Below are 13,015 nucleotides of genomic sequence, written 5' to 3'. Positions count from 1 at the left end.
GCCCGTCAAGCAGCAGCGTTCTTGCTGGCCGCTTCGATGCGACGGGTGATGAACCACTGCTGCGAAATCGACAGGCAGTTGTTCACAACCCAGTACAGCACCAGGCCGGCCGGGAACCACAGGAAGAAGAAGGTGAAGATGATCGGCATCATTTTCATGACCTTCGCCTGCATCGGGTCCGGCGGCGTCGGGTTCAGGCGCTGCTGGATGAACATGGTGGCGCCCATGATGATCGGCAGGATGAAGAACGGATCCTTGATCGACAGGTCGGTGATCCACAGCATCCACGGGGCCTGGCGCATTTCCACGCTTTCCAGCAGTACCCAGTACAGGGCCAGGAATACCGGCATCTGCACCAGGATCGGCAGGCAGCCGCCCAGCGGGTTGATCTTCTCTTTCTTGTACAGCTCCATCATCGCCTGGGACAGCTTCTGGCGATCGTCACCGAAGCGTTCCTTGAGCTGGGCGAGCTTCGGCGCCACGGCACGCATGCGCGCCATCGAGCGGTAGCTGGCAGCCGACAGCGGGAAGAACAGGCCCTTGATGAGCATGGTCAGCACGATGATCGACCAGCCCCAGTTACCCAGCAGGCTGTGGATATGTTGCAGCAGCCAGAAGATCGGCTGGGCGATGAACCACAGGAAGCCGTAGTCGACGGTCAGTTCCAGGCCTGGGGACAACTCCTTGAGCTTGGACTGGATCTTCGGGCCGGCGTACAGCATGGCGCTGGTTTCGGCCTTGGCGCCGGCAGGCACGCTGATGGCCGGGCCGGTGTAGCCGATGATGTAGTTGCCCTGGCTGTCCTTGCGGGTCTGCACGGCGTTGTTGTCCGACTTGGCCGGAATCCATGCAGTCACGAAGTAGTGTTGCAGCCAGGCGACCCAACCGCCGGACACATTTTCTTTCAAACCGCCCTTGTCCATGTCTTTCATCGACACTTTCTTGTACGGCTCGGAAGCTGTCCACAGGGCAGCGCCCAGGTAGGTAGCGGTACCGGTAGCGGTGCTCGAGGACGGATCGGAGCTGGCGTCACGCTTGAGCTGGGCAAACAGGTTGCCGTTCCAGGCCTGGCCGCTCTGGTTGTCGATCAGGTAGCTGACGTTCAGGTCGTACTCGCCGCGCTTGAAGCTGAAGCGCTTGATGTAGTTGACGCCGTTGTCGCTGAACTTCAGGTCGACGACCAGTTGTTCCTGGCCGTCGGCCAGCTGGAAGCTCTTGGCCTCGGCGGCATACAGCGGGCGACCGCTGCTGCGGGCATCCGGGCCGTTGGCGCCGGTCAGGCCGGACTGGGCCAGGTAGACACGCTCGCCGCCGTTATCGAACAGCTGGAACGGAATCTCCGGGTGGTCCTGGCGACGCGGGTACTTGGGCAGGGTCAGCTGGACGATGTCACCACCGACCGGGTCGATAGCCAGTTCCAGGACGTCGGTCTTGACCCGGATCAGGTCCTTGCTGACCGCGACCGGGGCGAGTTCCGCCGGGGTGGATTCAGCATTGGCGCTCGGCACATCGGCGCTGGCGCCGGCGTTGCCGGCCGGGACGGTGTCCGGCAGGGCCGGGGCAGCAGTGCTGGCAGCAGTATTCTGAGTCGGCAGGGCAGCCTGGCCGTAGTCCTGGTTCCACTTGAGGACCATGACGTAGGACACGATTGCCAGGGCGACGATCAGGATCGTGCGTTTAATATCCATGATTACTCGGCTATCGAAGAAGTTCGGGAGGAAGGAGCTGGTGGAACAGGGTCGAAACCGCCGTCGTTCCACGGATGACAACGCCCCAGGCGACGAACGGCCAGCCACCCACCACGCAACAAGCCATGGTTTTCGATGGCTTCGTATGCGTAACAGGAACAGCTGGGATAGAAACGACAGTGACTGGCCATCAGAGGACTGATGGCGTAACGGTAGAACTGGATCGGAACGAGGGCCAGTTTACGCATCGTGACTGTCTACCCCTGCAGGATCGGCATTCGCCGCTGGAGAGGGTCGACTGCGGACCAGTCGCTTCCAGAGCTTGCCAAAGTGTTGGTGCAATTCTGGGTTTTCCACTTCGCCCAACCCCTTGCGTGCAACGATCACGATATCCAGACCCGCCAACGACTGCTGGTTCAGGCGGAATGAATCGCGCATCAGGCGTTTCAGGCGATTGCGTTGAACGGCGAGCTTGACGCTCTTCTTGCCGATCACCAAGCCGAGGCGTGGGTGATCAAGGCCGTTCTCGCGGGCAAGGATAAGCAGGTTTTTCCCTGGAACCTTGCCGGTTGGGGAGTCGAAGACCGCTTTGAAGTGTCGGGGTGTAAGCAGTCGCTTTTCCCGACTGAAGTCCTGACTCACCACCAGTGCCGAAAAATCAAACGGCCAGACGCTTACGGCCTTTGGCACGACGACGCGACAGAACGGCACGGCCGTTCTTGGTAGCCATACGGGCACGGAAACCGTGGGTGCGGGCGCGCTTGATGGTGCTTGGTTGGAAAGTACGTTTCATGGCGTGTTACCTGGGTTAGTCGACAACGGGCCGGAAGGGCCCCCTTTTTAAGAGATCGGCGATTCTAGAGAAAGCAAGCCAATAGGTCAATTTCCAACCAGCCTTTCCTTAAGAAGACGTTCGACGGTGACGGAAAGGTTTCGCTTGCCTGGCAGACGAGACGCAGCTCAACATGAAAAAAATAAAGAGGCATATAAAAAGCTTTTCTGAAGAACTTATAAAGCTTAAGTGGATAACCTTCTGTGGATAACCACCTTCAGCCCAATATTCTCGCCATGTACAGAGATTCAAAACCTTGTCGGTAACAGGTGCGGCCGCTGTGCTGGACATGCGCACAAGCTGTGCAGGAAATGCCTGTTTATCCACAGGTGATTTATCCACAGGGCTGAGCCCAGGGTTGTGCATAGCCCTCATGTAGCGTTATCCACAGGGCTTATTCACATGGGTTGGCGCCATATTCGTCAATTTTTGGCGGGTATGTCGGTGTTGCATCGGCCCTGATATGTGGATAACTGACCTCTTGCCCGGTACAATGGCGGTTTGTTTTTGCCTCATCCGGCTTTCAACTCAGGGGATATCCGTGTCAGTGGAACTTTGGCAGCAGTGCGTGGAGCTTCTGCGCGATGAACTGCCTGCCCAGCAATTCAACACCTGGATCCGTCCGCTACAGGTCGAAGCCGAAGGCGACGAGTTGCGCGTCTACGCGCCCAACCGGTTCGTGCTCGACTGGGTCAATGAAAAGTACCTGGGTCGTCTGCTCGAGCTGCTGGGTGAACACGGCAACGGCATCGCGCCCGCGCTTTCCTTATTAATAGGTAGCCGCCGCAGCTCCGCCCCGCGCGCCGCCCCCAACGCGCCGGTCAGTGCAGCAGTGGCCGCGTCCATGGCCCAGCAGGTTCCAGCCCAGCCAGCCCCGCAAGTGCAGGTGGCGAGCGAACCGGTGGCAGCACCGGTCGCGCAGCTGGTGCTGGAGGCCGAAGAGCCATCCAGCCGTGACAGCTTCGACAGCATGGCCGAGGTGGCCACACCACCTGCCGCCAGCACGCGTACCGAGCAGCGCACGGTGCAGGTTGAAGGCGCGCTCAAGCACACCAGCTACCTCAACCGCACCTTCACCTTCGAAACTTTCGTCGAAGGCAAGTCGAACCAGTTGGCGCGCGCTGCTGCCTGGCAGGTGGCCGACAACCCAAAGCACGGTTACAACCCGCTGTTCCTGTATGGCGGCGTCGGCTTGGGCAAGACTCACTTGATGCACGCTGTGGGTAACCACCTGCTGAAGAAGAACCCGAACGCCAAGGTGGTCTACCTGCATTCGGAGCGCTTCGTCGCCGACATGGTCAAGGCGCTGCAGCTGAACGCCATCAACGAATTCAAACGCTTCTACCGCTCGGTGGACGCGCTGCTGATCGACGATATCCAGTTCTTCGCCCGCAAGGAGCGTTCCCAGGAAGAGTTTTTCCACACCTTCAACGCCCTGCTCGAGGGCGGCCAGCAGGTGATTCTCACCAGTGACCGCTACCCGAAGGAAATCGAAGGCCTGGAAGAGCGCCTGAAGTCGCGCTTTGGCTGGGGCCTGACGGTGGCCGTGGAGCCACCAGAGCTGGAAACCCGCGTAGCCATCCTGATGAAGAAGGCCGACCAGGCCAAGGTCGAGCTGCCGCACGACGCTGCGTTTTTCATCGCCCAGCGCATCCGCTCCAACGTACGCGAACTGGAAGGCGCCCTGAAGCGGGTTATCGCCCACTCGCACTTCATGGGTCGCGACATCACCATCGAGCTGATCCGCGAGTCGCTGAAGGACCTGCTGGCGCTGCAAGACAAGCTGGTCAGTGTGGATAACATCCAGCGCACCGTGGCCGAGTACTACAAGATCAAGATCGCCGACCTGTTGTCCAAGCGCCGTTCGCGCTCGGTGGCGCGCCCGCGCCAGGTAGCCATGGCGTTGTCCAAAGAGCTGACCAACCACAGCCTGCCGGAAATCGGCGACATGTTTGGCGGCCGCGACCACACCACCGTGCTGCACGCCTGCCGCAAGATCAACGAATTGAAGGAATCCGACGCGGACATCCGCGAGGACTACAAGAACCTGCTGCGTACGCTGACGACCTGATGGCCGTCGGCGCAGCTAATTGAAGGCAAGGGACTAGACCATGCATTTCACCATTCAACGCGAAGCCCTGTTGAAACCCCTGCAACTGGTCGCAGGCGTCGTCGAGCGCCGCCAGACCTTGCCGGTCCTGTCCAACGTCCTGCTGGTCGTGCAAGGCCAGCAACTGTCGTTGACCGGTACCGACCTGGAAGTTGAACTGGTTGGCCGCGTGCAACTGGAAGAGCCCGCCGAGCCGGGCGAGATCACCGTCCCTGCGCGCAAGCTGATGGACATCTGCAAGAGCCTGCCCAGCGACGTGCTGATCGACATCAAGGTCGACGAGCAAAAACTGTTGGTCAAGGCCGGCCGTAGCCGCTTCACCCTGTCGACCCTGCCGGCCAACGACTTCCCCACCGTGGAAGAAGGCCCGGGCTCGCTGACCTGTAACCTGGAGCAAAGCAAGCTGCGCCGCCTGATCGAGCGCACCAGCTTCGCCATGGCCCAGCAGGATGTGCGCTACTACCTCAACGGCATGCTGCTGGAAGTGTCCACCGACACTCTGCGCGCCGTGTCCACCGACGGTCACCGCCTGGCGCTGTGCGCCATGCAGGCACCGATTGGCCAGGCCGACCGCCACCAGGTGATCGTGCCGCGCAAAGGTATCCTCGAGCTGGCGCGCCTGCTCACCGACCCGGAAGGCATGGTCAGCATCGTACTGGGCCAGCATCACATTCGCGCGACCACCGGCGAGTTCACCTTCACCTCCAAGCTGGTCGACGGCAAGTTCCCGGACTACGAGCGCGTGCTGCCCAAGGGTGGCGACAAGCTGGTGGTCGGCGACCGCCAGGCCCTGCGTGAAGCGTTCAGCCGTACCGCCATTCTGTCCAACGAGAAGTACCGCGGTATCCGCCTGCAACTGGCCGCCGGCCAGCTGAAAATCCAGGCCAATAACCCGGAGCAGGAAGAAGCGGAAGAAGAGATCAGCGTCGACTACGAAGGCAGCTCGCTGGAGATCGGCTTCAACGTCAGCTACCTGCTGGACGTGTTGGGTGTAATGACCACTGAACAGGTTCGCCTGATTCTGTCGGACTCCAACAGCAGCGCCCTGTTGCAGGAAGCCGGCAATGACGACTCTTCCTACGTTGTCATGCCGATGCGTCTGTAATTCGTAGCAGGCCCAATGTCCCTTCTACGCCTTTCGGTCACCGCGGTGCGCAACCTGCACCCGGTGACCCTCTCTCCCTCCCCCCGCATCAACATCCTCTACGGCGACAACGGCAGCGGCAAGACCAGCGTGCTTGAGGCGGTACACCTGCTCGGGCTGGCGCGCTCGTTCCGCAGCACCCGGCTCAACCCGGTAATCCAGTACGAACAGCCTACCTGCACGGTGTTTGGCCAGGTCGAATTGGCTGAGGGTGGCACCAGCAACCTGGGTGTTTCCCGGGAGCGGCAAGGGGATTTCACCATTCGGATTGACGGGCAAAACGCCCGCAGCGCGGCTCAGCTGGCCGAGATGCTGCCGCTGCAACTGATCAACCCGGACAGTTTTCGCTTGCTCGAAGGTGCGCCGAAGGTTCGCCGGCAGTTCCTCGACTGGGGTGTGTTCCACGTGGAACCTCGCTTCATGGCCACCTGGCAAAGGCTGCAGAAGGCCCTGCGGCAGCGGAACTCATGGCTGCGGCATGGTACACTTGACGCCGTTTCGCAAGCCGCCTGGGATCGGGAGTTGTGTCTGGCCAGTGCGGAAATAGATGAATACCGTCGCAATTACATCAAGGCCTTGAAGCCCGTCTTCGAGCGAACCCTGAGCGAGCTGGTCGAACTGGACGGGCTGACCCTGAGCTACTACCGCGGCTGGGACAAGGACCGGGAACTCAACGAAGTCCTCGCAACTTCCCTTCTTCGCGACCAGCAAATGGGCCACACCCAGGCCGGGCCACAGCGTGCCGATTTGCGCCTGCGACTGGGCGCCAACAACGCCGCTGATATCCTCTCGCGGGGCCAGCAGAAGCTGGTGGTGTGTGCGCTGCGGATTGCCCAAGGGCACCTGGTGAGCCAGGTCCGTCGCGGTCAGTGTATTTATCTGGTGGATGACTTGCCGTCCGAGCTGGACGAACAGCACCGCCGCGCCCTGTGCCGCTTGCTTGAAGAATTGAACTGCCAGGTGTTCATCACCTGTGTAGACCACGAATTTCTGAGGGAAGGCTGGCAAACGGAAACGCCAGTCGCTTTGTTCCACGTGGAACAGGGCCGTATCACCCAGACCCACGACCATCGGGAGTGAAGGCATGAGCGAAAATCAAACGTACGACTCCTCCAGCATCAAGGTGCTGAAAGGGCTTGATGCCGTACGCAAACGTCCCGGCATGTACATTGGCGACACCGATGACGGCAGCGGCCTGCACCACATGGTCTTCGAAGTGGTCGACAACTCGATCGACGAAGCCCTGGCCGGGCACTGCGATGACATCACCGTCATCATCCACCCGGACGAGTCCATCAGCGTCCGCGACAACGGCCGGGGTATCCCGGTCGACGTGCACAAAGAGGAAGGCGTATCCGCAGCCGAGGTCATCATGACCGTGCTGCACGCCGGCGGTAAGTTCGACGACAACTCCTACAAGGTTTCCGGCGGCCTGCACGGTGTAGGTGTTTCGGTGGTGAACGCCCTGTCCGAACAGCTGGTGCTGACCGTGCGTCGCAGCGGCAAGATCTGGGAACAGACCTACGTCCACGGTGTTCCACAGGCGCCCATGGCTGTGGTCGGCGAAAGCGAAACCACCGGTACTCACATCCACTTCAAGCCTTCGGCTGAAACTTTCAAGAACATTCACTTCAGCTGGGACATCCTCGCCAAGCGTATTCGCGAGCTGTCGTTCCTGAACTCCGGTGTCGGCATCCTGCTGAAGGACGAGCGCAGCGGCAAGGAAGAGTTCTTCAAGTACGAAGGTGGCCTGCGCGCATTCGTTGAATACCTGAACACCAACAAGACCCCGGTCAACTCCCAGGTGTTCCACTTCAACGTCCAGCGTGACGACGGCGTGGGTGTCGAAGTTGCCCTGCAGTGGAACGACAGCTTCAACGAAAACCTGCTGTGCTTCACCAACAACATTCCCCAGCGCGACGGTGGTACCCACCTGGTCGGCTTCCGCTCCTCGCTTACCCGTAGCCTGAACAGCTACATCGAGCAGGAAGGCCTGGCGAAGAAGAACAAGGTCGCCACCACCGGCGACGACGCCCGTGAAGGCCTGACCGCGATCATCTCGGTCAAGGTGCCGGACCCTAAGTTCAGCTCGCAGACCAAAGACAAGCTGGTTTCCTCGGAGGTGAAGACCGCCGTGGAACAGGAGATGAACAAATACTTCGCCGACTTCTTGTTGGAAAACCCCAACGAAGCCAAGGCCGTGGTCGGCAAGATGATCGACGCTGCCCGTGCCCGTGAAGCGGCGCGCAAGGCCCGTGAGATGACTCGCCGCAAAGGTGCGCTGGACATCGCCGGCCTGCCAGGCAAACTGGCCGACTGCCAGGAGAAGGACCCTGCCCTCTCCGAACTGTACCTGGTGGAGGGTGACTCCGCAGGTGGTTCGGCCAAGCAAGGCCGTAACCGTCGCACCCAGGCAATCCTGCCGTTGAAGGGCAAGATCCTCAACGTCGAGAAGGCCCGCTTCGACAAGATGATCTCCTCGCAGGAGGTCGGCACGCTGATCACCGCCCTGGGCTGTGGCATCGGCCGCGAAGAGTACAACATCGACAAGCTGCGCTATCACAACATCATCATCATGACCGATGCTGACGTCGACGGTTCGCACATCCGTACCCTGCTGCTGACCTTCTTCTTCCGTCAGCTGCCGGAGCTGGTCGAGCGCGGCTACATCTATATCGCCCAGCCGCCGCTGTACAAGGTGAAAAAGGGCAAGCAGGAGCAGTACATCAAGGACGACGAGGCCATGGAAGAATACATGACCCAGTCGGCCCTCGAAGATGCCAGCCTGCACCTGGACGAGTCGGCGCCAGCCGTTTCGGGTGTACAGCTCGAAGCCCTGGTGAACGAGTTCCGTGCGGTCATGAAGATCCTCAAGCGCCTGTCGCGCCTGTACCCCGAAGAGCTGACCGAGCACTTCATCTACCTGCCGGAAATCACCCAGGAGCAACTGGCCGACAAGGGCAAGATGGACGCCTGGCTGGCTGCCTTCCAGGCACGCCTGGGCAACAGCCAGCGCTCGGGCCTGACCTACAAGGCAGACCTGCGCGAAGACAAGGAACGTAATATCTGGCTGCCAGTGGTAGAAACCACCTCCCACGGCCTGGCCAGCTACGTCACCTTCAACCGCGAGTTCTTCGGCAGCAACGACTACCGTTCGGTGGTCGCCCTGGGCGCCAAGCTCGGTACCCTGCTGGGCGAAGGTGCCTACGTGCAGCGTGGCGAACGCCGCAAGGCCGTCACCGAGTTCAAGGAAGGCCTGGACTGGCTGATGAACGAAAGCACCAAGCGCCACACCATCCAGCGATACAAAGGGCTGGGTGAGATGAACCCGGACCAGCTGTGGGAAACCACCATGGACCCGACCGTGCGCCGCATGCTCAAGGTAACCATCGAAGACGCCATCGCCGCCGACCAACTGTTCAACACCCTGATGGGTGATGCCGTTGAACCGCGTCGTGACTTCATCGAAAGCAACGCCCTGTCGGTGGCCAACCTGGACTTCTGATCCAGCGTCGCTCCACCAGCGTTGAAAAGGCCAACCTCCGGGTTGGCCTTTTTTTGTTTGTAAAAAGGCTTGCCGGCGCTAGCGACTTTGAATGTTCCACGTGGAACGTCCTTATATCGCCCGGTGAAATTGCCGTTATTCACTCTGTTGCAACGCAAAAATATAGCGTTGGATGACCTTGCCCAGCCCTGGCAAACGCTGAAAAGCGAACTAGGCTGAGCACACCTGAAATGGAAGTCATCATCATGCCATCACTCGCGCAGGATCGCGCTCTATCTCGCCGTCCCTCCGACGTGGCCAAGCCGTGTCGATGACCTCCTGCAAGCGTATTCCCACCGGCTTTGTGTCTTGCCGGGCAGCCCTTCGGCTGCCCGGCAGGGTTCTGTTGTTCCACTCGCATCAACGAGGAGCAGTAGCAATGTGCACTATCGGAGCCGTGTTCAACGGCGGCAGCATCACCACCTTCAAGCAGTGTGACCTGATCCCGGTTACTCACTTCAATGAGCCACAGGTACGCCCCGGCAGCTTCGATGGCGCTTACCTGGCAATGACCCGGGAAGGCAGTGACGGCATCTGGGCCGGGTTCAACAGCCGTGGCGTGGCCTTCGTTGCGGCTGACGCCTATACCACCACCGCGGCCAATTACTACGCCAGCGGCGAACAGGTCTCGGCGTTGTTCCAGGCCTATGAAGGCACGCTTAAAAACCACATCACCGCCACCGAGGCCGCCAACAGCCTGGTGAAGTTCTACCAGGACATGGGCAACGGCAGGCCCTTCCCCGCTCCGGACATTGCCTTGATCAGCGGTTGGGCCGACCCGCAGCAAACCCGCCAGGTCGCCATCTTCATCGAGTACATGCCCAACCCGTTCAACCAGGTATCGGTACGCCAGATCGTGCGCACCGATGGTTTCTTCGCCTCCACCAACAACTTCCGCCTGCAACCGGACTCGGTGAACTACCCGGCCAACCACAGCACCTACCTGCGCCTGGACCGGGCGGAAAAGATCCTGCAGGCCGACCCGACGGGTAACGGTGTGAAAACGTTGCTCAAGGACCAGTACTACGGCCGCACCGAACTGTCGATCTGCCGCGAGACGGATTACCTCGGCACCGAGTTCCACACCCAGGCGACAGCGGTGTTCACCGTCAGCGCAAATGAGGCGGTGTGCGAATACCAGGTCAACGGCAACCCACGCACCAACCCACTGCGCATGTTCGGAGGCCGGCTATGAGCATCGATGTGATCTTCGCCCTCAACGACAACCCTTCGGTGCTGCCACCCAGCGACGGCTTCGACTATGTCGACCAGGGCAACTACCAGACCTTCGAACTGAACCAGGGCCAGCCGCTGGTCTGCTACTCCGACAGCGCCACCTCGTGCATCATCACTGCAGTGGTCGCCACCCATGGTGATCGCACCACGGTCACCCTCGCCCACCTCGACAGCCCGTCGTGCATCAGCAGCTTCTTCGATATCGTCGCGGCCCAGGCCGCCGACAGCTATCGCATCTACGCCCAGGGCGCCAACCCGCCAGACAACGAAACCTCGAAACAGAACGCCGCGCAGCTGCTGCTATGTGTGGAGAACCTCGGCCTCAAGGTCACTACCGCAGAGCTTTCGCTGTTGCAGGGTGACCCCCGCGAGCACAACCGCGGGGGTTTTGGCCTGAGCTATGATGGCGCCAACCTCGCTGTGGCCGGCAACCAGCCGTTCACCCTGCAGCTGTACCAGCGCGACCCCAGCTGCGGTGGCCAGACCGTCTACTGCATCATGCGCCGCCAGGAGCAGCCACCGCGGCAAATCCGCGATGCCGGCCTGCCCTTCACCCATCAGGAACTGGTCGAGCTGGCCTCGATCGCCATCCAGTTCCGCAAGGATGCCAGTGACCCCGGCACAGCGTTCACCAACATCGTCAACCTGGAAAGCGAAGAGATTCGCCAGAACTGGTCGACCACCCCGGCTTATGAGGCTCCGTGGTTTTCTGACCAGCTCAAGCTGGGCGCTGCCTTTGCCATTGCCATGGCACCGGTGGTGAGCCTCAGCGAACTGCACCTGCGCAAGACCACGCCACCTTCCTTCACCCGTTTGCGCAAGGTGTTGTTAAGCCGTTGAGCCGAGCAGAGGACGCACGCTCATGAAAATTGCAGTCATCAATACCGGCGGTACTATCAGTTGTGTCGGCAGCCCGTTGGCGCCCATGACCGCCCAGCGTTTTGCCAGCGCCAGCCAGCAACTGATCGACCCGATCCTGCGCCAGCAGTTTCCCCAACTGCAGGTGGACTACCTGACGTCGGTGACCTTCCCCGAGTCCAGCACCCAAACTCTCGACAGCACCAACCTGCAACCCAGTGACTGGTGCATCATGGCCAAGGGCATCCTCGACCACTATGCCGCCTACGATGGTTTCGTCGTGTTGCACGGCACCGACAGCATGGACTTCACCGGTACGGCGCTGGCGTTCCTGCTTAACGGTTTCGACAGTCGTGGCGTGGGCACGGCAGTGTTGAGCAAACCGGTGATCCTCACCGGCTCGCAGATGCCGCTGTATTACCAGGCCAGTGCCGACAGCGACGACCTGGCGCTGAACTACAACACCGACGCCTTCCAGAACGTGTGTGGTGCGGTGGCCCTGGCGCAGAGCGGCATCCCGGAAGTCGGGGTGTACTTCCAGAACCATCTGTACCGTGGCAACCGCGCGGTGAAGACCAACGCCAGCGAATTCGACGCCTTCCACTCACCCAACTACCCGGCCTTGGCCGAGTACGGGGTGGAGCTGTCGCTGTTCAACGCGCAGTGGTTGCCGGGGCCGGTGCACAGCTCGGTCAGCCTCGACAGCCCCGAGGTACTGGCGGGCCAGCAAGCTGCCCTGGCCAAAGTCAGTGCTGCAATCGACCACTACCCGGTGATGCAACTCAACGCTTTCCCTGCACGCTACAGCCAGTCGCCGGCCACCTCGTTCATGGCCGACCTGATCAAGGCAGTGGTGGGCGCTGGCGCCAAAGGGGTGATTCTGGAGTCCTACGGCGAGGGCAACTTCCCCTCAGGCAACCCGGACCAGCCGCAGCAAGGTGCGATCTACCAGGCATTGGCCATGGCCAACGAGCAAGGGGTGAACATCGTCGACTGCACCCAGGTGCTCGCCGGCACCGTGAACAACAGTGCCTATGCCGCCGGGGCCTGGCTGCCTGAAGTCGGCGCGCTGGCTCCGGCAGACATGACACCCATGGCCGCCCTGGCCAAGCTGATGATCCTCATGGCCCAAGGCTGGAACCGCGACCAGGTGCAGACCCTGTTCCAGACCAACCTGGCCGGCGAGATGCAGAGCGTCAACCAGCTCGACAGCCGCAGCAACACCACCCTGCTGCCCGGCCAGTCGCTCAGCGCCCTGGACGGCAGCGCCCGCCTGCTCAACGACCCGCAGCGCGGCCCGTTGCTGATCGGCGCCAGCACCACCGGCGCGCTATGGCAACTGCCGACCCCACCTGCCGCCAGCGCCCTGCCCGGCCGCCTGGTCATGCAGGACGATGGCAACCTGGTGTTCTACGGTCGCGACAACCAGCCGTTGTGGGCGACCAACACCGGCAACCCCGCCGGGGCTTCTTCACGGCTGCTGCTCAGTGGCCGCTACAACGCCGAAACACCATCGGCGAGCACCTTGAAGTTGCAGGTGCTGAACTACTCGGCGAACCGCATCGCCGCCACGCTGTACCCCGCTGCCTGACACCATCACACC

Annotated in this window: 11 protein-coding genes; 7 read left to right on the top strand and 4 right to left on the bottom strand. The window is 61.1% G+C overall.

Annotated features, from left to right (window positions below; genetic code table 11):
* Positions 1–5 precede the first annotated feature (5 nt).
* Genes yidC through rpmH form a run of 4 tightly spaced genes read right to left on the bottom strand, consistent with a single transcriptional unit; the run spans position 6 to position 2,481 of the window.
* The gene (gene yidC, locus KSS93_RS01990; RefSeq protein WP_217886945.1) at positions 6–1,688 is read right to left on the bottom strand and encodes a membrane protein insertase YidC; all 1,683 of its coding nucleotides are present in this window, start codon (positions 1,686–1,688) and stop codon (positions 6–8) included.
* A 2-nt stretch (positions 1,689–1,690) separates the two neighbouring features.
* On the bottom strand, positions 1,691–1,936 hold the full coding sequence (yidD, locus tag KSS93_RS01985; RefSeq protein WP_011536514.1) for a membrane protein insertion efficiency factor YidD: 246 nt from the start codon (positions 1,934–1,936) through the stop codon (positions 1,691–1,693).
* Positions 1,929–2,333 (bottom strand): ribonuclease P protein component, encoded by a 405-nt coding sequence (gene rnpA, locus KSS93_RS01980; RefSeq protein ID WP_217843679.1) that lies wholly within the window; start codon positions 2,331–2,333, stop codon positions 1,929–1,931. The genes yidD and rnpA overlap by 8 nt, the downstream gene beginning before the upstream one ends.
* A gap of 13 nt (positions 2,334–2,346) precedes the next feature.
* Complete coding sequence (gene rpmH / locus KSS93_RS01975; RefSeq protein WP_002551315.1) at positions 2,347–2,481, bottom strand: 50S ribosomal protein L34; 135 nt, start codon at positions 2,479–2,481, stop codon at positions 2,347–2,349.
* Positions 2,482–3,061: 580 nt separating this feature from the next.
* Between rpmH and dnaA the strand changes: the two genes are divergently transcribed.
* The 7 genes from dnaA to KSS93_RS01940 all read left to right on the top strand — a co-directional run bounded on the left by dnaA (position 3,062) and on the right by KSS93_RS01940 (position 13,003).
* On the top strand, positions 3,062–4,591 hold the full coding sequence (dnaA, locus tag KSS93_RS01970) for a chromosomal replication initiator protein DnaA (protein WP_217886944.1): 1,530 nt from the start codon (positions 3,062–3,064) through the stop codon (positions 4,589–4,591).
* A gap of 40 nt (positions 4,592–4,631) precedes the next feature.
* Entirely contained in the window at positions 4,632–5,735 is a 1,104-nt protein-coding gene (gene dnaN / locus KSS93_RS01965) for a DNA polymerase III subunit beta (protein WP_217886943.1), read from the top strand.
* A gap of 15 nt (positions 5,736–5,750) precedes the next feature.
* Positions 5,751–6,854 carry a DNA replication/repair protein RecF gene (recF, locus tag KSS93_RS01960; protein ID WP_217886942.1) on the top strand — a complete coding sequence of 368 codons (1,104 nt, stop codon included), beginning with the start codon at positions 5,751–5,753 and terminating at the stop codon, positions 6,852–6,854.
* A 4-nt stretch (positions 6,855–6,858) separates the two neighbouring features.
* The gene (gyrB, locus tag KSS93_RS01955) at positions 6,859–9,279 is read left to right on the top strand and encodes a DNA topoisomerase (ATP-hydrolyzing) subunit B (protein ID WP_217886941.1); all 2,421 of its coding nucleotides are present in this window, start codon (positions 6,859–6,861) and stop codon (positions 9,277–9,279) included.
* Between the two features lie 418 nt (positions 9,280–9,697).
* Entirely contained in the window at positions 9,698–10,513 is an 816-nt protein-coding gene (locus KSS93_RS01950) for a hypothetical protein (protein ID WP_217886940.1), read from the top strand.
* Positions 10,510–11,394, top strand: coding sequence for a hypothetical protein (locus KSS93_RS01945; protein ID WP_217886939.1), 885 nt, complete (start codon positions 10,510–10,512; stop codon positions 11,392–11,394). Before KSS93_RS01950 ends, KSS93_RS01945 begins: the two co-directional genes overlap by 4 nt.
* Positions 11,395–11,416: 22 nt before the next feature.
* Positions 11,417–13,003 (top strand): asparaginase domain-containing protein, encoded by a 1,587-nt coding sequence (locus KSS93_RS01940; protein WP_217886938.1) that lies wholly within the window; start codon positions 11,417–11,419, stop codon positions 13,001–13,003.
* Positions 13,004–13,015 lie beyond the last annotated feature (12 nt).

Source organism: Pseudomonas xanthosomatis, from assembly GCF_019139835.1.
GTDB classification, from domain to species: Bacteria; Pseudomonadota; Gammaproteobacteria; order Pseudomonadales; family Pseudomonadaceae; genus Aquipseudomonas; species Aquipseudomonas fakonensis.
This window is presented reverse-complemented; position numbering and strand designations above follow the sequence as displayed.

Excerpts from the sequence above, each read along its gene's own strand:
- KSS93_RS01940 (WP_217886938.1), top strand. The coding sequence starts at position 11,417 with ATGAAAATTGCAGTCATCAATACCGGCGGTACTATCAGTTGTGTCGGC.
- recF (WP_217886942.1), top strand. The coding sequence starts at position 5,751 with ATGTCCCTTCTACGCCTTTCGGTCACCGCGGTGCGCAACCTGCACCCG.
- rpmH (WP_002551315.1), bottom strand. The coding sequence starts at position 2,481 with ATGAAACGTACTTTCCAACCAAGCACCATCAAGCGCGCCCGCACCCAC.
- KSS93_RS01945 (WP_217886939.1), top strand. The coding sequence starts at position 10,510 with ATGAGCATCGATGTGATCTTCGCCCTCAACGACAACCCTTCGGTGCTG.
- yidC (WP_217886945.1), bottom strand. The coding sequence starts at position 1,688 with ATGGATATTAAACGCACGATCCTGATCGTCGCCCTGGCAATCGTGTCC.
- yidD (WP_011536514.1), bottom strand. The coding sequence starts at position 1,936 with ATGCGTAAACTGGCCCTCGTTCCGATCCAGTTCTACCGTTACGCCATC.
- dnaN (WP_217886943.1), top strand. The coding sequence starts at position 4,632 with ATGCATTTCACCATTCAACGCGAAGCCCTGTTGAAACCCCTGCAACTG.
- KSS93_RS01950 (WP_217886940.1), top strand. The coding sequence starts at position 9,698 with ATGTGCACTATCGGAGCCGTGTTCAACGGCGGCAGCATCACCACCTTC.
- gyrB (WP_217886941.1), top strand. The coding sequence starts at position 6,859 with ATGAGCGAAAATCAAACGTACGACTCCTCCAGCATCAAGGTGCTGAAA.